The sequence below is a fragment of the Natrinema saccharevitans genome (assembly GCF_001953745.1).
Taxonomy (GTDB): domain Archaea; phylum Halobacteriota; class Halobacteria; order Halobacteriales; family Natrialbaceae; genus Natrinema; species Natrinema saccharevitans.
In genome coordinates this window covers 1,388,187-1,409,341 of the sequence record NZ_LWLN01000001.1, presented here as the reverse complement: position 1 = coordinate 1,409,341, position 21,155 = coordinate 1,388,187, and the positions used below count along the sequence as shown (strand labels likewise).

The 21,155-nt window shown below is 66.7% G+C and carries 22 protein-coding genes and 1 tRNA gene; 10 read left to right on the top strand and 13 right to left on the bottom strand.

The window, feature by feature from the left end; genetic code table 11:
• Window position 1: 1 nt before the first annotated feature.
• Window positions 2-1,180, bottom strand: a complete 1,179-nt coding sequence (locus tag A6E15_RS07160; RefSeq protein WP_076145050.1) for a sugar phosphate nucleotidyltransferase — start codon at window positions 1,178-1,180, stop codon at window positions 2-4.
• A gap of 215 nt (window positions 1,181-1,395) precedes the next feature.
• On the opposite strand from A6E15_RS07160, the gene ppc reads away from it, so the two are divergent.
• The 4 genes from ppc to A6E15_RS07140 all read left to right on the top strand — a co-directional run bounded on the left by ppc (window position 1,396) and on the right by A6E15_RS07140 (window position 6,708).
• Window positions 1,396-4,086, top strand: coding sequence for a phosphoenolpyruvate carboxylase (gene ppc / locus A6E15_RS07155; RefSeq protein ID WP_076145048.1), 2,691 nt, complete (start codon window positions 1,396-1,398; stop codon window positions 4,084-4,086).
• 109 nt (window positions 4,087-4,195) lie between these two features.
• Window positions 4,196-4,280, top strand: a tRNA-Ser gene (locus tag A6E15_RS07150).
• Window positions 4,281-4,620: 340 nt separating this feature from the next.
• Window positions 4,621-6,279, top strand: a complete 1,659-nt coding sequence (locus A6E15_RS07145; RefSeq protein WP_076145047.1) for a 4Fe-4S ferredoxin N-terminal domain-containing protein — start codon at window positions 4,621-4,623, stop codon at window positions 6,277-6,279.
• Between the two features lie 228 nt (window positions 6,280-6,507).
• A complete protein-coding gene (locus A6E15_RS07140) occupies window positions 6,508-6,708 on the top strand; it encodes a hypothetical protein (protein WP_076145045.1) in 201 nt (66 codons plus the stop codon).
• Window positions 6,709-6,775: 67 nt separating this feature from the next.
• Here the strand turns inward: A6E15_RS07140 and A6E15_RS07135 are convergent, their stop codons facing one another.
• From A6E15_RS07135 to A6E15_RS07125, 3 genes are all read right to left on the bottom strand, one after another.
• Window positions 6,776-8,377: a (R)-citramalate synthase gene (locus A6E15_RS07135; protein ID WP_394329268.1), complete on the bottom strand. Its 1,602-nt coding sequence runs from the start codon at window positions 8,375-8,377 to the stop codon at window positions 6,776-6,778.
• 116 nt (window positions 8,378-8,493) lie between these two features.
• Window positions 8,494-8,874 (bottom strand): DUF192 domain-containing protein, encoded by a 381-nt coding sequence (locus A6E15_RS07130; protein WP_076145041.1) that lies wholly within the window; start codon window positions 8,872-8,874, stop codon window positions 8,494-8,496.
• A 41-nt stretch (window positions 8,875-8,915) separates the two neighbouring features.
• Window positions 8,916-9,266, bottom strand: coding sequence for a transcriptional regulator (locus A6E15_RS07125; RefSeq protein ID WP_076145040.1), 351 nt, complete (start codon window positions 9,264-9,266; stop codon window positions 8,916-8,918).
• Between the two features lie 117 nt (window positions 9,267-9,383).
• Between A6E15_RS07125 and A6E15_RS07120 the strand changes: the two genes are divergently transcribed.
• Window positions 9,384-9,965: a DUF7097 family protein gene (locus A6E15_RS07120; RefSeq protein WP_076145038.1), complete on the top strand. Its 582-nt coding sequence runs from the start codon at window positions 9,384-9,386 to the stop codon at window positions 9,963-9,965.
• Window positions 9,966-9,993: 28 nt separating this feature from the next.
• Here A6E15_RS07120 and A6E15_RS07115 read toward each other — a convergent pair whose 3' ends face one another.
• The 3 genes from A6E15_RS07115 to A6E15_RS07105 form a co-directional block, all read right to left on the bottom strand.
• Window positions 9,994-10,950, bottom strand: coding sequence for an SDR family oxidoreductase (locus tag A6E15_RS07115; RefSeq protein WP_076148240.1), 957 nt, complete (start codon window positions 10,948-10,950; stop codon window positions 9,994-9,996).
• Between the two features lie 285 nt (window positions 10,951-11,235).
• Window positions 11,236-12,027, bottom strand: coding sequence for an endonuclease V (locus A6E15_RS07110; protein WP_076145037.1), 792 nt, complete (start codon window positions 12,025-12,027; stop codon window positions 11,236-11,238).
• A gap of 60 nt (window positions 12,028-12,087) precedes the next feature.
• Window positions 12,088-13,032: a rhomboid family intramembrane serine protease gene (locus A6E15_RS07105; RefSeq protein ID WP_076145035.1), complete on the bottom strand. Its 945-nt coding sequence runs from the start codon at window positions 13,030-13,032 to the stop codon at window positions 12,088-12,090.
• Window positions 13,033-13,177: 145 nt separating this feature from the next.
• Here A6E15_RS07105 and A6E15_RS07100 point away from each other — a divergent pair, with 145 nt between their 5' ends.
• From A6E15_RS07100 to A6E15_RS07090, 3 genes are read left to right on the top strand one after another with little or no spacing between them, the layout of a single operon-like run.
• A complete protein-coding gene (locus A6E15_RS07100) occupies window positions 13,178-13,618 on the top strand; it encodes a DUF5788 family protein (RefSeq protein ID WP_076145034.1) in 441 nt (146 codons plus the stop codon).
• Window positions 13,615-15,411, top strand: a complete 1,797-nt coding sequence (gene polX / locus A6E15_RS07095) for a DNA polymerase/3'-5' exonuclease PolX (RefSeq protein ID WP_076145032.1) — start codon at window positions 13,615-13,617, stop codon at window positions 15,409-15,411. The genes A6E15_RS07100 and polX overlap by 4 nt, the downstream gene beginning before the upstream one ends.
• A gap of 17 nt (window positions 15,412-15,428) precedes the next feature.
• Complete coding sequence (locus A6E15_RS07090; protein ID WP_076145030.1) at window positions 15,429-15,893, top strand: Mut7-C RNAse domain-containing protein; 465 nt, start codon at window positions 15,429-15,431, stop codon at window positions 15,891-15,893.
• 218 nt (window positions 15,894-16,111) lie between these two features.
• Here A6E15_RS07090 and A6E15_RS20845 read toward each other — a convergent pair whose 3' ends face one another.
• The 3 genes from A6E15_RS20845 to A6E15_RS07075 form a co-directional block, all read right to left on the bottom strand.
• A complete protein-coding gene (locus tag A6E15_RS20845; RefSeq protein WP_076145028.1) occupies window positions 16,112-16,384 on the bottom strand; it encodes a hypothetical protein in 273 nt (90 codons plus the stop codon).
• Window positions 16,385-16,859: 475 nt separating this feature from the next.
• Window positions 16,860-18,083, bottom strand: coding sequence for a mandelate racemase/muconate lactonizing enzyme family protein (locus A6E15_RS07080; protein ID WP_076148239.1), 1,224 nt, complete (start codon window positions 18,081-18,083; stop codon window positions 16,860-16,862).
• Window positions 18,084-18,240: 157 nt separating this feature from the next.
• Window positions 18,241-18,993, bottom strand: coding sequence for a PHP-associated domain-containing protein (locus A6E15_RS07075; RefSeq protein ID WP_076145026.1), 753 nt, complete (start codon window positions 18,991-18,993; stop codon window positions 18,241-18,243).
• A gap of 137 nt (window positions 18,994-19,130) precedes the next feature.
• Here A6E15_RS07075 and A6E15_RS07070 point away from each other — a divergent pair, with 137 nt between their 5' ends.
• Entirely contained in the window at window positions 19,131-19,418 is a 288-nt protein-coding gene (locus A6E15_RS07070) for a DUF7565 family protein (RefSeq protein ID WP_066301550.1), read from the top strand.
• Window positions 19,419-19,484: 66 nt separating this feature from the next.
• Here A6E15_RS07070 and A6E15_RS07065 read toward each other — a convergent pair whose 3' ends face one another.
• From A6E15_RS07065 to A6E15_RS07055, 3 genes are all read right to left on the bottom strand, one after another.
• Window positions 19,485-19,826: a hypothetical protein gene (locus tag A6E15_RS07065; protein WP_245800542.1), complete on the bottom strand. Its 342-nt coding sequence runs from the start codon at window positions 19,824-19,826 to the stop codon at window positions 19,485-19,487.
• Between the two features lie 302 nt (window positions 19,827-20,128).
• Window positions 20,129-20,566 carry a transcription elongation factor Spt5 gene (locus tag A6E15_RS07060; RefSeq protein ID WP_076145024.1) on the bottom strand — a complete coding sequence of 146 codons (438 nt, stop codon included), beginning with the start codon at window positions 20,564-20,566 and terminating at the stop codon, window positions 20,129-20,131.
• Window positions 20,566-20,745 carry a protein translocase SEC61 complex subunit gamma gene (locus A6E15_RS07055; protein WP_006180673.1) on the bottom strand — a complete coding sequence of 60 codons (180 nt, stop codon included), beginning with the start codon at window positions 20,743-20,745 and terminating at the stop codon, window positions 20,566-20,568. Before A6E15_RS07055 ends, A6E15_RS07060 begins: the two co-directional genes overlap by 1 nt.
• 156 nt (window positions 20,746-20,901) lie before the next feature.
• On the opposite strand from A6E15_RS07055, the gene A6E15_RS07050 reads away from it, so the two are divergent.
• Complete coding sequence (locus A6E15_RS07050) at window positions 20,902-21,096, top strand: hypothetical protein (protein ID WP_076145022.1); 195 nt, start codon at window positions 20,902-20,904, stop codon at window positions 21,094-21,096.
• The last annotated feature ends 59 nt before the right edge of the window (window positions 21,097-21,155 follow it).

Below are 21,155 nucleotides of genomic sequence, written 5' to 3'. Positions count from 1 at the left end.
CTCACTGCACCTCCGCCCCACCGTCGATCACGCCTGCCACGCGCGTTCCAGCCGTGAGGTCCGCATTGGGACCGATGATCGTCCCCGGCGCGTAGGTGACGCCACCGTCGTCGTGAACCCGGTCGGCGATCACGGCACCCAGCGGTGCGTCCTCGTAGATAGTGCTTCCCACGCGAACGTCGCCGGGTCCACCGACGACGGTCGAACCGGCGCCGATCCGGACGCGCCGCCCGGTGACACAGTCGACGAGCGTCGCGTTCGCACCGACGCGGGCATCGGCGTCGACGACGCTGTTCTCGACGACGGCATTGGCTCCGATCGTCGCGTTTTCGCCGAGAGCGACGGTCGGCCCGACGACGGCACCGGGCCCGACGACACAGTCGGGCCCGATCACGACCGGCTCGAGGAGTGTCGCCGACTCGTGGACCTGCGCGTCGGGCGAGACTCGACTCTCGACGCCGTCGTTGCTCTCGAGGAGCGTCGCCGTCACGTCGAGGAGATCCCACGGATACGTGGCGTCGATCCAGATCCCGTCGGACGGGATACCGCGGACGGACTCGTCGGCGGCGATCGCATTCGCGAGTCCATCGACAAGCGAGTACTCGTTCAGGTGCGGTTCCGGGCCGCGGAGGTACTCGAACAGGGCCGGCTCGAACGCGTAGACCCCAGCATTGAGGTGATAGCTGCGATCGTCGCGGGGCCGTTCGACGACCTCCGCGATCTGGCCGTCGTCGTCGAGGATCACCCCGCCGTACTCCTCGACGGCCGCGTCTCGAATGAGTCCGAGCGTCGCGATCGCGTCGGTCCCGACGTGTGCTTCGCGAACGTCCGTGATGATCCGCTGGGCAACGAGCTGATCACCGTTGACGACGAGACGAGGTTCCGACACCTCGGATTCAGCGGCTAGCAGGGCGTGACCGCTGCCGAGTTGCTTGTCCTGAATCACGTAGTCGAGCGACGCGTCTCGGTACGTCGACCCGAAATGAGATTGCACGTGTGTCCTGCCGTACCCGACGACGACGGTGATCTCCGTGATCCCGGCGTCGACGAGCGCGTCGAAGACGTGCTCGAGGATCGGTTTGGTCGCCGCAGGGAGCATCGGCTTCGGCCGATGTGTCGTCAGCGGCCGCAGCCGTTTCCCCTCCCCTGCGGCGAGAACCACTGCAGAACGGATACTCATGTCGGTACTGACAGTAGTAGGATGATATTATTCTTGTGGCTGACGTTCTATCCTGCTATCTATTCTCACACGGATGAGACGCGCGATTAGTGAATCGGAACCGTCGTCACCCCAACCCCCTACAGCTACCGGAATACATGGCCCCCGGCCGTCACCGTCGTTCCGTCCGAGTGTGCCACCGAGGGTTTTTCCCGTGGGCCCCGTACGGACGGGATATGCGACTCCACAACAGGAACGTCCGCCAGGACGTCCGCGAACTCGGGGCGTTGCTCGGCGACGTCCTCGAGGGCCAGACCTCACGGCGCGCGTTCGAGACCGTCGAGTCCTGTCGTCGTACCGCGATCGAGTACCGGTCGGGCGACCTCGAGTCCCGGGAGCCGCTGATCGCGGAACTCGAGGGACTGTCGCCCCACCAGCAACGGATCGTCGCCCGGGCGTTTACCACCTACTTCGAGTTGATCAATCTCGCCGAGGAGCGCGAGCGGGTTCGGACCATTCGGACCGCGTCTCAGGAGGGGACCCTCGAAGATAGCCTCGAGACCGCGGCCGCCGAGTTGGGTGAGGCCGACGTCGAGACCGTCCGGCAGGTACTCGACGACGTCCTGATCGAGCCGACGTTTACCGCCCACCCGACCGAGGCCCGCCGGAAGACGGTCAAGTCGAAACTGCGGGAGATCTCGACGTCGCTCGAGACCATCGACGAGCGGCTGCTGACCGACAAGGAGGAGGGGCAGGTCTGGCGGGATATCGACGCGGAGGTCACGAGCCTCTGGCAGACCCCGCAGGTCCGTAATCGCCAGCCAGAACCCGAAGACGAGGCGCGCAACGTCCAGTGGTACCTCGAGAACACGCTGTTCGACGTGGTCGGCGAGGTCTACGACGAACTCGCCGACGCGATCGACGAAGAGGTTCCCGGCAGTCTCGAGATTCCGAAGCTCTTCGAGTTCCGGTCGTGGGCCGGCAGCGACCGCGACGGCAACCCCTACGTCACCCCCGGGGTAACCGCGAACACCCTCGAACGGCAGCGTTCGGTCGTCCTGGAGCAGTACCGCGATCAGCTCAAGCGTCTCTCCGGCGTGTTGAGTCAGGACGGCAGCCGGATCGACGCCGGGTCGGCGTTCCAGGCCTCGCTCGAGGAAGACCGCGAGCGGCTACCGGGTACCGCCCGGACGGCCGAGGAGCGTTACCCCGACGAGCCGTACCGACAGAAGCTCAAGCTGATGCGCGAGCGGCTCCGTCGGGTCGGCGACGTTCGCCCCGGCGGCTACGAGGCGGTCGAGGGCCTGCGCGACGACCTCGGGGTCATCGCCGAGAGCCTCCGCAACAACGGGGCCGAAAGCGTCGTCGACGCCCACGTCGATCCGATCCGGCGGCGGGTCGCGACCTTCGGCTTCTCGCTGGCGAGCCTGGACCTGCGGGACCACCAGCAGGAACACACCGACGCCATCGCCGAGGCCCTCGAGCGGGAGGGGATCGACTACCACGGCCTCTCGGAGGACGAACGCGTCGAGTTCCTGACCGACGCTGTGTTGCAGGACGAGCCCGTGATCGACCTCGAGCGGACGGAGAACCTCTCGGACGACGCCGCTCGCGTCCTCGAACTGTTCGATCGGCTCGCGGCGTGGCAGACCGAGTACGGCAGCCACGCGATCGACACCTACTGTATCTCGATGACCGAGGAGCCGAGCCACGTCCTCGAGGTACTCTTCCTCGCGGATCAGGCCGGCGTCGTCTCCCTGCCCGAACACTCGGGACTCGACATCGTCCCGCTGCTCGAGACCGAGTACGCCCTCTCGGGGGCTCGCCGGATCATGGGGACGCTGTTCGAGAACGAGGCCTACGCGCAGGCGCTGGCGGCCCGCGGGCAGACTCAGGAGATCATGCTGGGCTACTCCGACTCGAACAAGGAGAACGGCTTCCTCGCGGCCAACTGGTCGCTGTACAAGAACCAGCGCCGACTCGGCGAGATCTGCGACGATCACGACGTGACGATGCGGCTGTTCCACGGCCGCGGCGGCTCGATTTCGCGGGGCGGCGGCCCGATGAACGAGGCGCTGCTGGCCCTGCCGAACTCCACCGTGACGGGCCAGGTCAAGTTTACCGAGCAAGGCGAGGCCATCGCCGAGAAGTACGCCAACCCTCGCATCGCCGAGCGCAACATCGAACAGATGCTCAACGCGCAACTGCGGGCGCGCAAGCAGGCGCTGGACCAGCCCGAAGAGGAGGTCTCCGAGGAGTGGGTCGACGCGATGGAAACGATGGCCGACGCCGCCCGCCGGGAGTACCGGGACTTCCTCGAGAGCGACGGGTTCGTCCGCTACTTCGAGCAGGCGACGCCGATCACCGTCATCGAGGATCTTGATCTGGGCTCGCGGCCGGCCTCCCGCAGCGGCGAGCGCACGGTCGAGGACCTGCGGGCGATTCCGTGGGTGTTCTCGTGGACCCAGTCGCGGTGTATCCTCCCGGGTTGGTACGCGCTCGCGACGGGCGTGGACAGCTATCTCGAGGACGGCGGCTCGATGGAAACCCTGCAGGGGATGTACGAGGAGTGGCCGTTCTTCCGGACGACGCTGGACAACGCCGCGCTCTCGCTGTCCCGAACCGAGCTCGAGATCGCCGAGCGCTACGCCGAGATGGCCGACGACGACCTCCGGGAGCGGTTCTTCCCTCGGGTAACCGGCGAGTACGAGCGGGCGACCGACCTGATCACCGAAATCGGCCAGCGCGAGCAGTTACACACCCGCGACTGGCTCGGCGAGAACTTAGAGCGGCGAAACCCCTACGTCGACCCCCTGAACATGCTCCAGGTCTACCTGCTCGATCGAACCCACCGGACCGACATCGAGGAGCGAACGTTGCGACTGACCGTCAAGGGAATCGCCGCCGGGATGAAAAACACTGGGTAACACGCCGGGACTCGAGGCGTCGTCGCCTTCGGGCGATCGATGGCGAACCGTTCGCACGGGGCGGAAAAATCGAAACGGGTAAAAACGTCACTCGAGTAGAGAGGAGTGAGCCGAGATAGCCTAGCCCGGCCAAGGCGGCAGATTCGAAATCTGCTGTCCTCACGGACTCGGGAGTTCAAATCTCCCTCTCGGCGCTTTTGCAGCAACAAACCGATGAGCGCCGCGTGGCGGCGCGAATCAACGTCCGTTGCTGCGAACCGATTACGGACGATTTGAACGAGACGAGTCGCAGCCCGGGAAGTGAGCGGAGCGAACGACCCGGAACGTCTCGGCGGAGTTCGAATCTCCCTCTCGGCGCTTTTGCGGCAGCACAAGACGGTGAGCGTAGCTATTCCTCCGCCATCGAGAACGTCCCGCTCCGGGAGCCGGCCACCCGTCATTTGCAGGCTGGGTATCTTTGCGAGGACCGGTGATAGGAGTGGGAACACGAACCACAATGAACGGTACTCGAGCGACACCGAAACGGTGGCAACGATGAGTTTCGACGACGACACCTCGGACGACGAGGTGTTTCATCCCCTCGGCGAGTCGTGGCAGGACGACCTCGAGGAGATGCTCGACGACACCGAGTACGACACCGAACTCGGGATGGAGATGGGGAGAGACGCCATGCGGGTCACGAAGGGGGAACTCTCGGAGGCGGAGTTCCACGAGCGGTATCACGACGACGTAGTCGCGGAGTTCGGCGAGGACGACCGGCCGATCGCCAGCCCGGACGATGTAGACGACGAAGCGGAGGGTATCGGGTCGACGCTGTTGCAACTCGCCAACGGCGACGGCTCCCGTCGTGAGATGCTCAAAAAGACCGGGGCCGGGCTGGGATTCGCGAGCCTCGGCTGGGGTGCGGTCGATCAGCAGGAGCCGGAACCCGCCGTCGAGGAGACGGGGGAAGTTCAGGATACGGACGAGGGGACCCAGTGGGGGATGACGATCGACCTCGAGAACTGTGACGGCTGTCTCTCCTGCGTGACCGCCTGTAATCAGGAACACAACTGGGATCTGGGGTCAAACTGGATGTACGTCCTCGCCTTCGAGGACGGCGCGGTCGAGTCCCCGGATCCCGACACCCTCGATGTCGATCCCGAGAGCGCCAGGGATGACCCGGCCGTTCACGATTTCAACTACCTCGTCCGCCCGTGTCAGCACTGCACCGACGCGCCCTGCGAGAAAGTCTGTCCGACGACGGCCCGTCATACCCGCGAGAGAGGCGGGATGGTACTGACCGACTACGACGTCTGCATCGGCTGCCGGTACTGTCAGGTTGCCTGCCCGTACGGCGTCAACTACTTCCAGTGGGAGGAACCGGAAACCGACGAGGACGAACTCGATGCGGACATGGTCTACGACTATCGCGACCGGCGCGTCAGCGCTCGCGCCCCTCGCGGCGTCATGTCGAAGTGCGTCTTCGATCCCGCCCGTCAGGACGGTAACTTCGGCGAGGGCAACGTCGGCACGGTCGCCTGCGAGGTCGCTTGTCCCCCGAACGTGATCCAGTTCGGCGACAAGAACAACCCCGCAAGCGATCCCGAACGGTACAGGGAGAACCCGGCTCGATCGCGAACGATCATCAACCTGAATGCGGAGCTTCCGTCCGCGGATTCGGTTTCGTCGTCGCTCGAGGGCGTCAGCGGCGACCTGGACGCGGTCATCGATGCCGTCGACGAGTTCACGAGGCGGCGAATCGCGCTCGCGACGGGGATCCAAATTACCCAAGAGGAGTACGAGGAGGAAGCGCCGCCGGGCGATTCGCTCCCGGACAAGGAAGCGGGTATCCTCGAGGTCGTCAGCGCGATCGAAGACACCGGTCTCGACCTCGAAAGCGACGAGGTGCGCCGAGAACTCGAGCTGCTGCCCGACCAGTTCGAGGGGCCGAGCCAGGACGTCCAGGTCGCCGACACGGCGGAGGTCGCACAGGAACTGTTCGAGGATTACGTCAACGCGCCCCAAAACGAGTTCGAGCTGCTCGCGGATATCGGAACGAATCCGAACGTCGACTACCTCGGCCACCAACCCGGGCCCGAAGCCGAGCAGGTTCGCGGACCGGTCTCGTACGAGGACGTCGGCATGCTCAATAGGCGTCAGGACGCCCTCGAGGAGCGGACCGTCGGCCTCGGGCCGATCGACTCGTCTTGATCTCCCTTTGCCCCGAAAGTGACGGATCCGACGGGAATACTCAGGATGTGCGGTTCCCCGGGCATTACGCGATCCGATGTCACGGAGCGGGTCACAGGCGCGTCGCTATCGACCGATAGCGGTCCGTATGGTTGCGGTCGTCCCGGACACGCCGCACTCGAGACGGCTTACGGGACCGATCCGTTCGAAACCCCACGCATTCAAGCGACTCGAGCCGAACGAGCGACTATGGACCGTCGAAAACGAGCGATCGTCAGCTCGCTCTGGATCGGGGTCGCACTCGTGATGGCGACGACCCTCGATCTCGGTGTGCCAACGTCTGCGAGCGCGGTCGCTCGCCTGTTCGTCGTGGCCGTCGCCCTGTTTCTGGCCGCCGTCTACGCGCTCGACCCGTGGAACGTCGTGAGCGATCCGTTCCGGCAGGACTAGACGCAGCGCCGATGCCGCCGCTCTCCGGTGGATCGAACCGCGAAAACCGAGTCGGCTCCGGAACTCCTCAGTCGTCGGCCGGTGCGAGCGGTTGCTGGTCGGCCGCGAGCAGCCGATCGAGCGCGTCGACCATCGCCGTCACGCTCGCGCGAGTGATGTCGGCCTCGCTGCGGGCGACCGTCACCGAGCGGTCGTCGCGGACCATCGTCACCTCGACGGTGACGACGGCGTCGGTGCCGCCGGTCACGGCGTCGACGTGGTAGGACTCGAGTTCGGCGTCGGCCATCGAGCCAAGCGCCTCGCGGACGGCCGAGACGGCGGCGTCGACGGGGCCGGAACCGGTGCCGCTGGCGACGCGTTCCTCGCCGTCGACGGACAGCCTGACGCTGGCCGTGGGGACCGCCCCGCCGCTGGTGGCAGAGAGGTCGAGCAGGTCGACGACCCGGTCGCGGTCGTCGCCGGTCACGTCCTCGGCGATCGCCAGCAGGTCGGCGTCGGTGACCCGGCGGCCGCGGTCGCCCAGTTCCGTCACGCGGGTCGCGATCTCGGCGACCTCGTCGTCGTCGGCCTCGACGCCGTGTTCCTCGAGGGCGGCCCTGACGCCCGCGCGGCCGGTGTGTTTCCCCAGCGCGAGCCGGCGTTCGCGCCCGACCGTCTCGGGCGCGTAGGGCTCGTACATCTTGTCGTCTTTGAGCGTGCCGTCGGTGTGAATCCCGCTCTCGTGGGTGAAGGCGTTCTCGCCGATGACGGCCTTGTTCGGCGGGAGCTGGACGCCCGTCGCCCGGGCGACGATCTGGGCGAGGTCGTACACTTCCTCCAGGTCGAGCGTCTCGACGTCGTAGACGTGATCGAGCGCGATCGCGACCTCCTCCAAGGCGACGTTGCCGGCGCGTTCGCCGAGGCCGTCGACCGTGCAGTGGACCAGGTCGGCCCCCGCCGAGACGGCCGCGAGCGCGTTCGTGACGCCCAGTCCGAGGTCGTCGTGGGTGTGGGCGCTGACCGGGCCGAGGTCGGCGAGCCGGGAGACGGCCTCGTGGGTGTGTTCCGGCCCGGTGTGGCCGACGGTGTCGGCGAAACAAAAGCGGTCCGCGCCGGCCTCGAGCGAGGTCTCGGCCAGTCGCTCGAGGTAGTCGAGATCCGCTCGCGAGCCGTCCTCCCCGATGACTTCGACCCAGAGGTCGTGGTCTTTGGCGTAGGCGACCAGTTCGGCGGTGTTCTCGAGGTTGTCCTCGCGGGAGGTGCCGACCTTGCCCTCGACGTGGCGATCGCTGGCGGGGACGACGATGTGGACGCCGTCGACGTCACAGTCGAGCGCGAGGTCGATGTCGCCTTTCATCCCGCGACAGAAACTGGTGACGCGGGCGTCGAGATCGAGATCGGTCACCCGCGAGATGGCCTGTCGCTCACCCGCACCGGTACAGGCGCTGCCGGCTTCGATGACCGAGACGCCCGCGCGCTCGAGCGAGCGGGCGATCTCGACCTTCTCGTCCGGCGAGAGCGAGACGCCCGGCGCTTGTTCGCCGTCGCGAAGCGTCGTGTCCAGCAGGCGTACTGTACGGTCCGATGCGATCGTCTGTTCGGGTGAGTGAGTTACAGGCAAGAGTGGTGAATTCCGGGAACTGCGGGTGTCTTCGTCGGAACGGTGGTTATACTCGTCGGAGAATTTCACGCCCAGCCGGGTCGCCCCGACTTCCTCTATCCTCGTCAGATGGCGTATGGCGTGCCATTGTATCCCGTCACAACGTATCACGGTGTCTTAAAACCGCCGGTTCGGATACCGATCCGTCAGGCGTCCTCGAGTCGCAGTCGGTCGCCGGGGTCGACCGCGGCCCCGCGGCCGGCCGGCAACTCGAGGATCAGGTCGGCCTCCGCGCGGGCGACGCTTCGCCAGGGCCGGAGCCGTTCGACGCGCCGGACGACGCCGTCGACGACCCAGACGGCGTCGATGGGGAACGGGACGAACAGCATGTGGAGGTCGCGGGTCTCGGCCGAATCGAAGGGAAACGCCAGCGCGTAGTCGTCCGGGATCGACCGGCGGAACATGAGCCCTCGGGCCCGACTCAGCAACGAGTCCGCGACCTCGACGGTCGTCGCCAGCACCTCGGGGTCGCGCTCGTCGCACCCGGGATCCGCGGCGTCGGGAACGGGCTGGTGGACTACTCGCACGCCCTCGAGTGGGGCCGGCGACGAGAAAAACCCCTCGGCCGTTACAGGTCCTCGACCGTCGCCGCGGTGTCGAACGCCGCCAGTACGCCTTCCTCGAGCAGGAGTCGGCCGAACTCGGTCAGTTCGTACTCGGGGCCGTCGACCGACGGGTCGACGAGGCAGAGCATCCGCTCGGCGAGGACACCGCCGTCGACGAGCGCATCGATCGCGGGTTCGATCGCCGCCTCCCCGCGGTCCAGTTCGGCCGCGATCTCGGGAACGGTCACGCCGTCGTCCGGGTGTGCGTACACCGCGTACGCGACCGCAAACTGCTCGCGGTCGCCGATCGCGTCGACGGCCGCGAGGACGTCGTCGGTCGAGAGGAGGGTGTCGGAATCGTCGGTCGGAAGCACGGTCGGCGGTGACGCGGGCCGGGGGCAAAATCCCATCGACGGCGATGGCCGACGGCCGATCGCCTCGGCCGCACGGCGGGCGATTCAACACCCCCGGGACCCTACGTGTCGGCGACGATGGAGAAAACGCCGCAGGGGACCTCGGTCGGCGTCGACGACCCCTACGAGTTCGCGGGCGTCTGCGATCACCTCACCGGCGAGGGGAAATGTCGGTACGCCGTCGACCACTACGAACACGACCCCGAGTTCGCCCGCGAGCGCGCTGACGACGACTACGAGTGTCCCGTCGTCGACCCCGAGTCCGACTGGTCGTGGGCCGACTGTCCGCACTTCCGGTCGCGAAACCGCGATCGGGAGTGCGTTCGCTGCGGCCTCGCCGAAAAGCGCATGGCCCACGACGACGAGCGGCCGCTGCTCGAGGAACATCACCTCTCCTACAACGATGGACAGCGTCCATCGAGCAATCAGAACGCTCCGCGTTCTGAAGACGACCGCGACGGCGAGACCCTCTCCCACGAGATCACGGTTTATCTCTGTCGCTGGTGCCACTCGAAGGTCCACGACTCGTGGGCGCGGATCACCGACGACGCCGCGCCCGACCCCGACGCGATCGCGGCCCTCGAGCAGCGTCGCGGGCGCGAACAGTCGGAACTGGGGTTCGAGTCGGCGGCGGAGCGATACGACGACTCGGAGCGGTAGGCGGCCGCGTGCGGCCGGCGGACGGCGTTCAGACCAGTTTGCGCAGCAGTCCGTAGAGCCTGTCGCGAATCGAGGCCGGGAGAAACCGGGCGTACAGCCCGTACTGCGCGAGGGGACCGACCGGGTATCGGGCCGGCGGGTCGGGACTGGTCGCCGACTCGAGGATCGCCTCGGCGACGTCCTCGGCCTCGGAGGCGAAGGGGCCGCCGCTGCCGCCGCCGATCAGTTGCGCGTCGTCGTAGAGTTCGTACAGCGACTCGTAGTCGGCCGTCCGCTCGTTCTCCGGGAGTTCCTCGTCGACGCGGTTCGTGAACGCCGTCTCGACCGGGCCGGGCTCGATCAGCACCACGTCGATGTCGAACTCGTCGACTTCGGCCCGCAGCGCGTCGCTCATTCCCTCGAGGGCGAACTTCGAGCCGGCGTACGCGCCCGAGCCGGGCATCGAGATCCGGCCGGAGACGCTCGAGACGTTGACGATCCGGCCCTCGCCCTGGGCTCGCATGTGCGGGAGAGCGGCACGGGTCAGTCGGTGGGGACCGTAGACGTTGACGTCGAACTGCCGGTGGAGGTCGCTCGTCGAGACGTCCTCGAGCGGCCCCATCTGGGCGTAGCCGGCGTTGTTGACCACGCAGTCGATCGCGCCGGCGTCGTCGACGACCGCCTCGACGGTCCGGGCGACCTGCTCGGGGTCGGTGACGTCCAGTTCGAGAGTCTCACAGCCCTCGTCCGCGAGGTCCGCGATGTCGTCGACGTCGCGTGCCGTGGCGAAGACCTGCCAGTCGTCGTCGAGGAAAGCGCGAGCGGTCGCGCGACCGATGCCGGACGAGCAGCCGGTGATGAGTACCGACCGCTTGCGCGTGTAGCGATCGGCGTCGCCTGCGGGGCCTGCATCGTCCGCGGCGGTCTCGCGGCCGGGGTCGTCCTCGACGACGGTCCCGTCGGAGCCGTCGTCTGCTGTCCTCTCGACGTCCGCATCGGTAGCCATACCCGACCGGTTCGTGCGACGATACCTAAGTATCGATGGTTTGTCGCGCTGATCGTACTGTTCGGATCGGATTCGAGTTCGGCCGGCCCTACCGATCGTCTCGAGACGGCAACCGACCTGAAAGCCCCCGAATCGATCGACGAAGCACGACGACGGAATCACCGGAGCGACCGTCGGGAGCGAGGAGCGCACCGAGGCGCGCGAGTCGATCGATCCGGCCCCTTTCAGTCCCACCCGCCGCGGGCGGCTGATCGGGAGGCCGTCGCCGGTGGAGCGGCGAATCGGCTACGCGTCGATCTCCCCCTTGGCCTCGTCGGCGTAGTTGTCGGCGAGTCGGACCGGCTCGGGGAGCTTGTACGAGGTAGTGAGGGCGAGCGCAACGTCGGCCGCCGTCTCGGGACCAACGCGGTGGCCGGGACTGACGTACAGCGGATTGATGTACCGGTTCGGCGAGTCGTACTGGCGCGTCTGGACCGCGTAGCCCAGTAGGGTGCCGTCGGGCGCGTCGACCCGCGAGTTCGACTCGATACCGATCGTCGCTCCCTCCGGGAGGTCGTCGGTGTCCGCTCGAGGGGTGCCACAGAGCAGGCTCTTGGCGACGCCGATGCTGGGGACGTCCCGGACCACGCCCATGTGGGTCGCGATCCCGGCCTGCCGGAAGTGGATGCGGCCGCTGCCGTCGAACAGCAGCAGGTCGGGTTCGACGGCCAACTCCTCGAGCGCCGCGAGGATCGGCCGCCCCTCGCGGAAGGAGAGCAGACCGGGGATGTAGGGGATCTCGAGCGGCGTCACCGCGTGGACGCGCTCGATCACCTCGCCGCCGCGGGTGGCGACCACGGCGCTCAGGGCGCGGTCCTGCTCGCCCTCGGCGTTCGTCAGGAAGGACTGGTCGACGCCGACGACGACCGGCTGCTCGTCGCCGCTCGCCGCGGCCTCGAGCGGGTTCGACAGCACTGTGTGATCGAACGAGAAGTCGTCCTCGAAGGTCGCGACGGCAGCGATCTCGCGCTGAAGGGACTCCATCTCCGCGCGCGAGAGCGAGCCGTCGGGAGCGAGGTCGGGACGGGACTGGTGCATTGGATCGAGGGTAGACGCCGCGCGAAAATCAGTTGCGGGGTCCTGCGACGGGTTCGGGAGTCAGAACCGACCGCGGCCGGGACCGCCCGGACCACCGGGGCCCCCGGGACCGCCCGGACCGCCACCGCCGAACTCGAGGCGACTGGGCGCGCTGACGTTGCGGTTCTGTTTGACGTACTGGCCGTAGGCGAGCCCGATCACGAGGCCGACGAGGTGGGCCATGTGTGCGATGTTTCCGCCACCCCCGGTACTGAGGAAGAAGATACTGAACAGTGCATAGCCACCGGTGAGTACCCAGATCGGAACGGGGAGGATGAAGTAGAGATACACCTTGAGGTCCGGATTCAGGATCGTCAGGACACCCAAAATCGCGAGTGCGGCCCCGCTCGCGCCGACGACGCCCGGGGTGAGCGGGGTCACCATTGCGGTCTGGAGCGTCTGGATGGTAATCTGCCCGAGTCCGGCGAGGGCACCGCTTACCAGAAAGAGAATTGCGAATTTTCTGGATCCGATGTATCGTTCGACCAGCGGACCGAAGAAGAACAGTACGATGCTGTTACCGACGATATGGTAGAAACCGCCGTGGGCGAAGATCGACGTAACCCATGTCCAGACGTATTCGGGATAGTAGGGTCGGAGGACGAACAGAGTTCGCATCGTTTCGGTTCCGAAGAAAGTACCGACGACGAACTGGGCAGCGAACGTGAGCCACATCAGCGCGAGGAACGTGTAGGTCATGTTCCCGCGGAAGTACGCCAGCGGGCCGCCCGGACCGGTGTCGATCGGGAGTTTGTCCACGATTCCGGCGGCCCGGGACGTACTCTCGCCGGAACCGACGCCGTCGTCGAACCCGCTGTCGAAGACGCCCTGCGGGTCGTTCCAGTTCTCGAGTCCCGAGCAGTCGTGATTCTCGGGCAGCCGATGGTCGCCACAGTAGGTGCCGCCGCAGTGACGACAGTTGTACGGCATATTTTCGTCGTTCCCACACACGTCGCACTTCGCCATTGACCGGGGGTATGTGCGGCGTCGCTAAGGGATTTGGGGTTTGTCACTAGTTTCGAAGCGCTGTCAGGTGTGGCGGCGGTCGCCGGCGGTCACTGCCTTCCCGGCGGACTGTACATTTTTGCCCGCCCGGCCCCCATATCCGGGCGTGCAAGAGTACGAGCGCAAGCAACTGCTCGAGCGCGTCGAGCGCGAGGGCGCGACCGTCGGCGCGGACATCCCCGAGACGATCTCGGTCCAGGGCGAGGAGATCGATCTCCGGACCTTCGTCTTCGAGATCAAGCGCCGCGAGACGGTGCCCGCCGGCGAACGCGACCGCGTCGAGCAGGCCAAGCGGAATCTGCGACGCGAGCGACTCGAGCGACTCGAGCGGATCGAAGAGGGTGAGATCAGCCGCGAGGAGGGCGAGGAACTCGCGGGGAGCATCATCGGCATCGACCGGGCGTTAAACGCCCTCGAGAGCCTCGGCCCGACGGACCTCGAGCGCGAACAGCAGGCCAAGCAGGCCCAGGACCGCAAGCGCTGGATGTCCTTCCTGAAGAAGGCGCTGGGGCGGGAGGACGACGGAGCGTCGCGGAGGGGGCGATGACGACCAACGCCGAGATCGCGGCCCGACTCGAGGAGTTCGCCGACCTGCTCGAGGCCGACGACGTCGAGTACAAGCCCCGCGCCTACCGGCGGGCGGCCGAGAACGTCCGGGCCCACCCCTCGCCGATCGCCGACCGGGTCGCGGCCGGCGACCGCGAGGTCCTCGAGAACATCGACGGCGTCGGCGACGCCATCTCGGCGAAGATCGGCGAGTACGTCGAGACCGGCGGGATCGAAGAACTCGAGGAGCTGCGGGGCGAGCTGCCGATCGACATCGCCGACATCACCCGTATCGAGGGCGTCGGCCCCAAGACCGCGGGGAAGCTGTATCGGGAACTCGGGGTCGAGACGCTAGACGACCTCGAGGAAGCGGCCGAGGACGGCGAGGTGCAGGAAGTCAAGGGGTTCGGACCGAAGACCGAGCAGAACATCCTCGAGAACCTCGAGTTCGCCCGAACGGTCGGCCAGCGCCAGCTCCTGGGGGAGGCCCGGCCGCTGGCCGACGACGTCCTCGCGTACCTCGAGGGCCTCGAGGCGGTCGAGCGCTGCGAGGTCGCCGGCTCGATCCGCCGGTGGCGCGAGACGATCGGCGACGTGGACGTCCTCGCGTCGACCGCGGACGGCGAGGCGGTCGTCGAGGGCTTGCTCGCGTGGGACTCCGTCGACGACGAGATCGAATCCGGCCCCGAGAAGGCCAGCGTCCGCGTCGGCGAGAGCCGCGTCGACCTGCGGGTCGTCGTCCCCGCGGAGTTCGGCTCGGCGCTGCAGTACTTCACCGGGAGCAAGGACCACAACGTCGCCCTGCGCAACTACGCGATCGACCGCGGGATGAAGCTAAACGAGTACGGGGCCTTCGACGTCAGCAGCGAGGCGCGTAGCGCCTCGAGCAGTCGGACGGAGTCCGACAACGACGTCGAAGACCACGAGGTGGACCAGCGCGTCGGTGACCGCGTCGCAGGCGATACCGAGGAAGGGATGTACGAGGCGCTCGGGCTGGACTGGATTCCGCCCGAACTCCGGACCGATCGCGGCGAGATCGAAGCCGCGGCGGCCGGGGAGTTACCGGCCTTGCTCGAGCGCGACGATATCCGCGGCGACCTGCACACCCACACCGAGTGGTCCGACGGCAACACCTCGGTCGAGGCGATGGTCGAGGCCGCCGCTGATCGGGGCTACGACTACTTCGGGATCGCCGACCACGCAGAGGGCCCGGGCGTCGTCGGCGACATGGGGCTTGCCGACGACGACATCCTCGAGCAGGTCGAAGAAATCCGCGCGGTCGGCGACGACGCCGAAATCGAGGTCTTCGCGGGGATCGAGGCCAACGTCGACGCCGCGGGCGAGATCGACCTCTCCGACGACGTGATCGACGCGCTGGACGTGATCGTCGCCTCGACCCACAGCGCCCTGAGCCAAGACGCCGAGGCCGCGACCGAGCGGCTCGTCCGCGCCGTCGAGAACCCGGCGATCGACGTGTTGGGCCACCCAAGCGGCCGCCTGCTCAACGAGCGCTCCGGCCTCGAGTTCGACGCGACCGCGCTCGGGGCGGCCGCCGCCGACCACGACACCGCCCTCGAGGTCAACAGCAATCCCCGGCGGCTCGACCTCTGGGGCAGCGCCGTTCAGGCCGCCATAGACGAGGGCGCGGTGATCGCCGTCAACACCGACGCCCATCGGCCCGCGACGCTCGAGTACGTGCGCTGGGGCGTCCACACCGCGCGGCGGGGCTGGGCCGAGCCCGCGGACGTGATCAACACCTGGGAGCTCGCCGCGTTACGGCAGTTCCTCCACTGACACGTCCCCGCTACACCATGCGACTCCTCCTCGATCTCATGTGCGGCGGACTCCGGTCCTATCTGCGGATGTGTAACCACGACACCGTCTACGCGGGTGACCGCGGGCTCGAGGCCGACGACGACCTCCTCGCCGTCGCCAGCGAGGAGGACCGAACCGTCGTCACGCGAGACGTCGACGTGGCGGCCCGCGCCGACGAGTCGGTCATCCTCGAGGCCCGCGACGTCGAGGCCCAACTCGCGGAACTCGACGCGGCGGGCGTCGATCTCACGCTGGCCGACGGCCCCCGCTTCTGCGGGCGGTGTAACGGCCCGCTCGAGTCGGTCGATCCGACCGCGTCGACGCCGGAGTACGCGCCCGATCCGACGGCAGTCGAGACGTGGATCTGTCGGGACTGCGGGCAGCACTTCTGGCGGGGGAGCCACTGGGACCGGGTCGAAGCGACGCTCGCTCGAGTCCGCGACGCCGACGGGACGCAGTAGTACGGGTTCGCCGTTCGGAACGGAGTCAACTACGTGTGCGTGCGTCCCAGCGCACTATAGTAGCCACTGAAAGTCATTGCACATCTGATCGCATGACGGCGCTGCGATCAGTGTGTGAATCGTTGCAGCGGCTATATAGTATCGGTCTCGATCGCCTGCAACTCGATGCGAACACGGTGTCCGTCTCGAGAATACGGGGGATCTCGTTCGCGGTCGGATTACGCGATGGCGATCGCTACACCGGCGAAGAACGCGGCGGCGGCGAGTCCGAGAACGGCCACCGAAGGCCGATCGTTCCCGATCGTCTCCCGTTCGAACGCGTCCCATCCACGCAGCGTTCCGAGACCGATGACGATGGCAGCACAACCACCAACGAGACCGAGGACCGACCACAGCGCAAGTCCGCTTTGGACTAGCGTGCCGGCCGACTGGAAGGCGAGCAATATTCCCGTGATCAACGGCGCAGCGCCGACTGTCCTTTGAGAGGGCATGCAACACGAATTTCGAATCCCAGACACATAATGCTATTTGTTGGACATGATCTATGGGGGAATTTGCTGGATAGGTATTTGCAGTTATTCTCAACGGCCCTTCGTATCGATTCGCGCCGGTGCGATCTGGTATTTTCGCCCCTTTCTGTACCCGAACTGATAGCAGGGGACGGAAAGTGCGCCTGCGATCCATCCAGAAACGAAACAGCCGATTAAGACGAGTAGTGTTGATGTCATGTTAAACATGTGTAGGCCATCTGTATTAACTTGGCGGGGTGGGGGGACCACCCCTCGAACAGGCCATTTCGGAAGCGCCGGCGCGCTGTTCACGCCTCAGGACTCTTCGGTGTGGTCACTGACGATCGTATCCGGATTGTCGTGGACGTAATCCAGGTTATAGCCTACAAAGTTTTTCACCCATCCTAGCTGAAAAATTCAGCACCACCTACTACAATAACTAGTAGTTGCGCGTCGCTCAGTCGAAGCCGTCGGTCCCGGGCAGCAGATGCGCCTCGAGAACGCCCTCGTCCAGTTCGATCCCCAGCCCCGGCTCGGTCGGCACGTCGATGTAGCCGCCCTCGATGAGCGGCCCCTCGCGTGCGAGCAGATCGTCCCACCAGTCCACCTCGAGGGCGTGATATTCCAGCACGTCGGCGTTGGGGACGGCGGCACAGAGGTGGACGCAGGCCATCGTGCCGACGGGGCTACAGACGTTGTGCGGCGAGAACGGGATGTACCGTTCCTCGGCGCGTTCGGCGATCCGTTTCGACTCGGCGAGGCCGCCGCAGGTGGTCGGATCGGGCGTGATCACGTCGACCGCGTACTCGTCGAGCAGGTCGCTCAGTTCGTGGATGCGGAACCGGTTCTCGCCCGTCGCGAGCGGCGTCGCGGTCCGCCGGGCGACCTCCCGCTGGGCGTCGGTCTCCTCCGGCGGGACGAGGTCCTCGAGCCACATGAGGTCGTAGGGTTCGAGTGTGCGGGCGAGCCGAGTTGCACTCTCGACGGTGTAGTCCCAGTGGCAGTCGAAGGCGAGGTCGACCTCGCGCCCGACGGCGTCGCGGACGGCCTCGACGACCGAGACTTTGTGGTCGATCGCGGCGTTGGTGAGTCGGCCGTTGTAGGGATCGGGCTCGTTGTCCCGTTCCATGTCGAGGTCGAACTTGATCGCGTCGAAGCCCATGTCGACGACGCGTTCGGCCTCGGCGGCGTAGGCCTCGGGGGAGTAGGCCGCCGCGTCGGCGTACTCGGTGAACCCGCTGTCGCCGACCGCGTAGGCCTCGCCAGCGTGGCAGTCGCAGTAGATTCGAATCCGGTCGCGGTAGCGCGAGCCCAGCAACTGGTAGACCGGCAGGTCCAGGATTTTCCCGGCGGCGTCCCAGAGCGCGATCTCGATGCCCGAGGCTGCGGTGACGACTTTGCCCGTCGTCCCGCCGTGGCCCGACGTCTCCTGCACGATGCGCCGGAACAGTCGCTCGACGTCCAATGGGTTCTCGCCGACCAGAAACCGGTTCGCGTACTCGATCAGCTCCGGGACGCCGCCCCCGCGGTAGGCCTCGCCGATCCCCGTCACGCCCGCGTCCGTGTGGACCTTCACGAGGTTCCACTCGAAGTTCCCGTCGACGACCGCCGACTCGATGTCGGTGATCTCGACGTCCTGTCCTTCGGGTCGCTCCGTGGCGTGGTTCGAGAAGTCCCTCACCGTCGGTCCTCCCCGTCGACGGCGGTGTCGGTTTCCGAAGTGGACGACGGCGCGGTGGAACGGGACCTCGAGGACATCGTGAGAAATACTGGCACACGCCCACACGTCAAACCACCGGTCGAGCGTCGGTGGCGGAGGCCACGCGGCCCGAGCGGTACTAATAGACGGCGACGTCGTCGAACCGCCCGTCGTAGGCGATGTGCTGTGGATGGGTCGGTTCGGTCCCCGAGAGGAAGAGTCGGTCGACCTTCTTCCAGGTGTTCTCGTAGACGAGGTGGCCGAGTTCCGAGGCGGTCGTCGACCAGCGATACGGCCCATTGTCGTAGATCACGCGGCGGGCGACCCCGTCCTCGAACGCCTCGAGGAGGTCGGCTTCCGTCTCGATGGCGGCCTCGAGGGCGGTGTGAGCGACCCCGACGGACCGCGGGAGGTGCGCGTACGACGACGTGAAAGGCGGCAGCGAGAGGGAGTCAGCGAGGTCCCGGGCGCGTCGGTTGTCCCACGGGAAGTGCCGCGAGTTGAATATTTCGACGGCGTCGATCACGTCGGCGTACCGGCGCAGATCCGACTCGGCGAGGCTCACGTTCGCGAACTCCGGATGCGGGACGAGGACCGTCGCCCCCTGGCGCTCGAACTCGGCCATCGCCGTCTCGAGCGGGATGAAATCGGGAACCGGTTCCTCGAGGCCCAACGCGAGGGCGTGTTTGCGGTTCCGCCACGTCCCGGTGAACACCTCGCGGGCGGGGATCACCAGCAGGTCGTCGTCGGAGTAGGCCGCCGCCCGCTCGCGGATCTCCGGAAGCCGGGTGAAATGCGGTGCGTAGACGATCGCATCGAGGTCGGCCTGCTTCGCCCGCTCGACGACGCGATCGGTCAGCACCTTCACGTGGGGGTCGACTCGGTACGTCACTCCTCGATCACGCCCCCCACTTTCGGGACAGCCGAGTTATGAATTCTGATTCGGCGGCCGCTCGGACACGTGTCTTCCGACCGATGGGCTCGGCTGCGAAAGGATGATTAGGGCGGCCGTGCGAGTTCCGGTATCGAATGGCCTGGGAATGCGGAATCGACGGCTGTGGATCGGTCTTCGAAGACGTCGAGTCGGCCGTCGTCCATCAGGCGACGGAACACCAGCGCCGCGAGTGTAAGGTCTGTGGCACCGTCGTCCCCGACGGCTACCTCGCGATCCGACACGCCTTCACCGAACATAGCCGCGCCGAGTACGTCCGCGCCTACGGCGCCAGCTCCGAAGCGGTCCGGGAACGCGAGGAACTGCTCGAGGAGATCGAATCGGTCGCGGACATGAAAGCGATCGCGACCGAACTGAAGCGGTAGCAAGGCGGTCGTCCCTGTCCCGCCGTCCCCTCGCTCGTCGTCCGCTCGAGTCGCGTCGTAGCGCCGTCAGTAGTTGTCGATGATCGCCGAGACGCAGCCGGAGCTCTCCTTGTAGGAGGTGTGGTCGGGAACGGCGTCGCTCACGTCGACGTCCGCGTAGTTGCTCGCCGTCTCCCCGTCGGAGAACCAGCCGCCGCAGTCGGCCGGGCCGCTCCCGAGTCGGGCGATGCTGTCGTTGGTCGAGTAGTAGTTATGAACCTCGCTGACCGAGGACTCGATGGCGTCGGAGAAGTCCCCGCTCTCACAGGGAGCGTCGTCCGCCTCGTCGGAGCCGATGCTGTCGGCCGTCGCGATCGTGAACGAACCGCCGACAGCCGCGAGCGTCTCCAGCTGGACGATCCCGCCCATCGAGTGGCCGAGGGTGCGGATCGTCGTGTCCGGGTTCGGTTCGTGTAGTCGTCGAGCCAGGCGGCGAAGGCGTCGCCGGTGTCTCGAGCGCTCGCTTCGGCTGAACTCCCGCGGCTGGGTTGACGACGGATACCGCTCGCCCGGTTTTGTCGCGATGTCGGATGTCCGTGGACAGCCGCGTCCGTCGTTACCGCGCCTCGCAAAATGTAGCATGAAACCCCTCGATGCTCGCTGCACGCGGGTCGTTCCTCCCCGTTCGCGTTCCGAGACCCTCCAGCGCTCGCGTCGAGCGAACCGACTCGCTACCGCTCGTCGGAATCCAGCACGCGAATCTGGTCGCCCCGAACCGTCACCGGAATCGGAACCGTCGCCTCGTACAGTTCGACGGTCACCTGATCCTTGCCCTCGTCGATGCGCTGAACCTGTGCCTTCTCGCCCTTGAACGGACCGGCGATGAGTTCGACGATGTCGCCCTCGGCGATCCCCTCGACGTCCGGCTTCGGCGAGAGGAAATGTTCGACTTCCGAAATGTCTGACTCGCCGGGGACGATGCTGCGGGCGTGGGGAATGTCCTCGAGGACGCGGTTGAGGACGGCGTCGCCCTCGGCTTCGACCATCACGTAGGAGGTCAGCGAGTCGGGGGCCAGCGCCGCGTGGATCTCCGGTTCCTCGCGGTTGATGATCATGTCGGCGACGGTTCGTTCTTGACTCGCCGTCGTTTTGACAGCGTAGATCCCCATTAGATGCCACCACCGCCCGAGATGAACAGCATGATCGCGCCGATGATGAAGCCGACGAGGCCGACCAGGAAGATCCCCGCACCGGCGATCTTCGACACTTGGAGGAACTCCTCGGTCGTGGGTGTCGTCGCCATTTTCAACACCCGAACGTACGAGGTGAGGTCGTAGGGAACGTCCATATCTGTCTATTCACAGCGCGGGGTCTTTTATCTGTCTTTCGTGTCAGCCGAAGGGTTGCCACGATCGACCCCGCTCGGCGGGCCGACTCGAGGCCGCCATCGACGTTGCAGTCGACGGCCCCGCGTCCAACCCGTTCGACCACCAAGCGCCTCCGCATGGCCGAAGACGACACCGACAGAACCGACGAGTACGAGGCCGAACGAGAAGCCGAGATCGAAGACGAACTCGAGCGGATCGACCGCGATCCCGACGAAGTCGACGACGGCGACGGTGCCCTCGGGACGCAGAACGCACCCCGCGAGGACGCAGAGACCCTCGAGGAGGCGGAAGGCGAGGCCGAGGAGGAATGAGGTCGGACGAGTCGCCGATCGCGACGGGACGGGTCCGGAAACGGGAGTGACTGGATTCG

Bases quoted from the DNA above. Each gene is read 5' to 3' on its own strand.
- ppc (WP_076145048.1), top strand. From the start codon at position 1,396: ATGCGACTCCACAACAGGAACGTCCGCCAGGACGTCCGCGAACTCGGG.
- A6E15_RS07120 (WP_076145038.1), top strand. From the start codon at position 9,384: ATGGAGAAAACGCCGCAGGGGACCTCGGTCGGCGTCGACGACCCCTAC.
- A6E15_RS07060 (WP_076145024.1), bottom strand. From the start codon at position 20,566: ATGGGGATCTACGCTGTCAAAACGACGGCGAGTCAAGAACGAACCGTC.
- A6E15_RS20845 (WP_076145028.1), bottom strand. From the start codon at position 16,384: ATGCCCTCTCAAAGGACAGTCGGCGCTGCGCCGTTGATCACGGGAATA.
- A6E15_RS07115 (WP_076148240.1), bottom strand. From the start codon at position 10,950: ATGGCTACCGATGCGGACGTCGAGAGGACAGCAGACGACGGCTCCGAC.
- A6E15_RS07145 (WP_076145047.1), top strand. From the start codon at position 4,621: ATGAGTTTCGACGACGACACCTCGGACGACGAGGTGTTTCATCCCCTC.
- A6E15_RS07110 (WP_076145037.1), bottom strand. From the start codon at position 12,027: ATGCACCAGTCCCGTCCCGACCTCGCTCCCGACGGCTCGCTCTCGCGC.
- A6E15_RS07065 (WP_245800542.1), bottom strand. From the start codon at position 19,826: ATGGGCGGGATCGTCCAGCTGGAGACGCTCGCGGCTGTCGGCGGTTCG.
- A6E15_RS07055 (WP_006180673.1), bottom strand. From the start codon at position 20,745: ATGGACGTTCCCTACGACCTCACCTCGTACGTTCGGGTGTTGAAAATG.
- A6E15_RS07070 (WP_066301550.1), top strand. From the start codon at position 19,131: ATGGCCTGGGAATGCGGAATCGACGGCTGTGGATCGGTCTTCGAAGAC.
- A6E15_RS07140 (WP_076145045.1), top strand. From the start codon at position 6,508: ATGGACCGTCGAAAACGAGCGATCGTCAGCTCGCTCTGGATCGGGGTC.
- A6E15_RS07090 (WP_076145030.1), top strand. From the start codon at position 15,429: ATGCGACTCCTCCTCGATCTCATGTGCGGCGGACTCCGGTCCTATCTG.
- A6E15_RS07105 (WP_076145035.1), bottom strand. From the start codon at position 13,032: ATGGCGAAGTGCGACGTGTGTGGGAACGACGAAAATATGCCGTACAAC.
- A6E15_RS07160 (WP_076145050.1), bottom strand. From the start codon at position 1,180: ATGAGTATCCGTTCTGCAGTGGTTCTCGCCGCAGGGGAGGGGAAACGG.
- polX (WP_076145032.1), top strand. From the start codon at position 13,615: ATGACGACCAACGCCGAGATCGCGGCCCGACTCGAGGAGTTCGCCGAC.
- A6E15_RS07050 (WP_076145022.1), top strand. From the start codon at position 20,902: ATGGCCGAAGACGACACCGACAGAACCGACGAGTACGAGGCCGAACGA.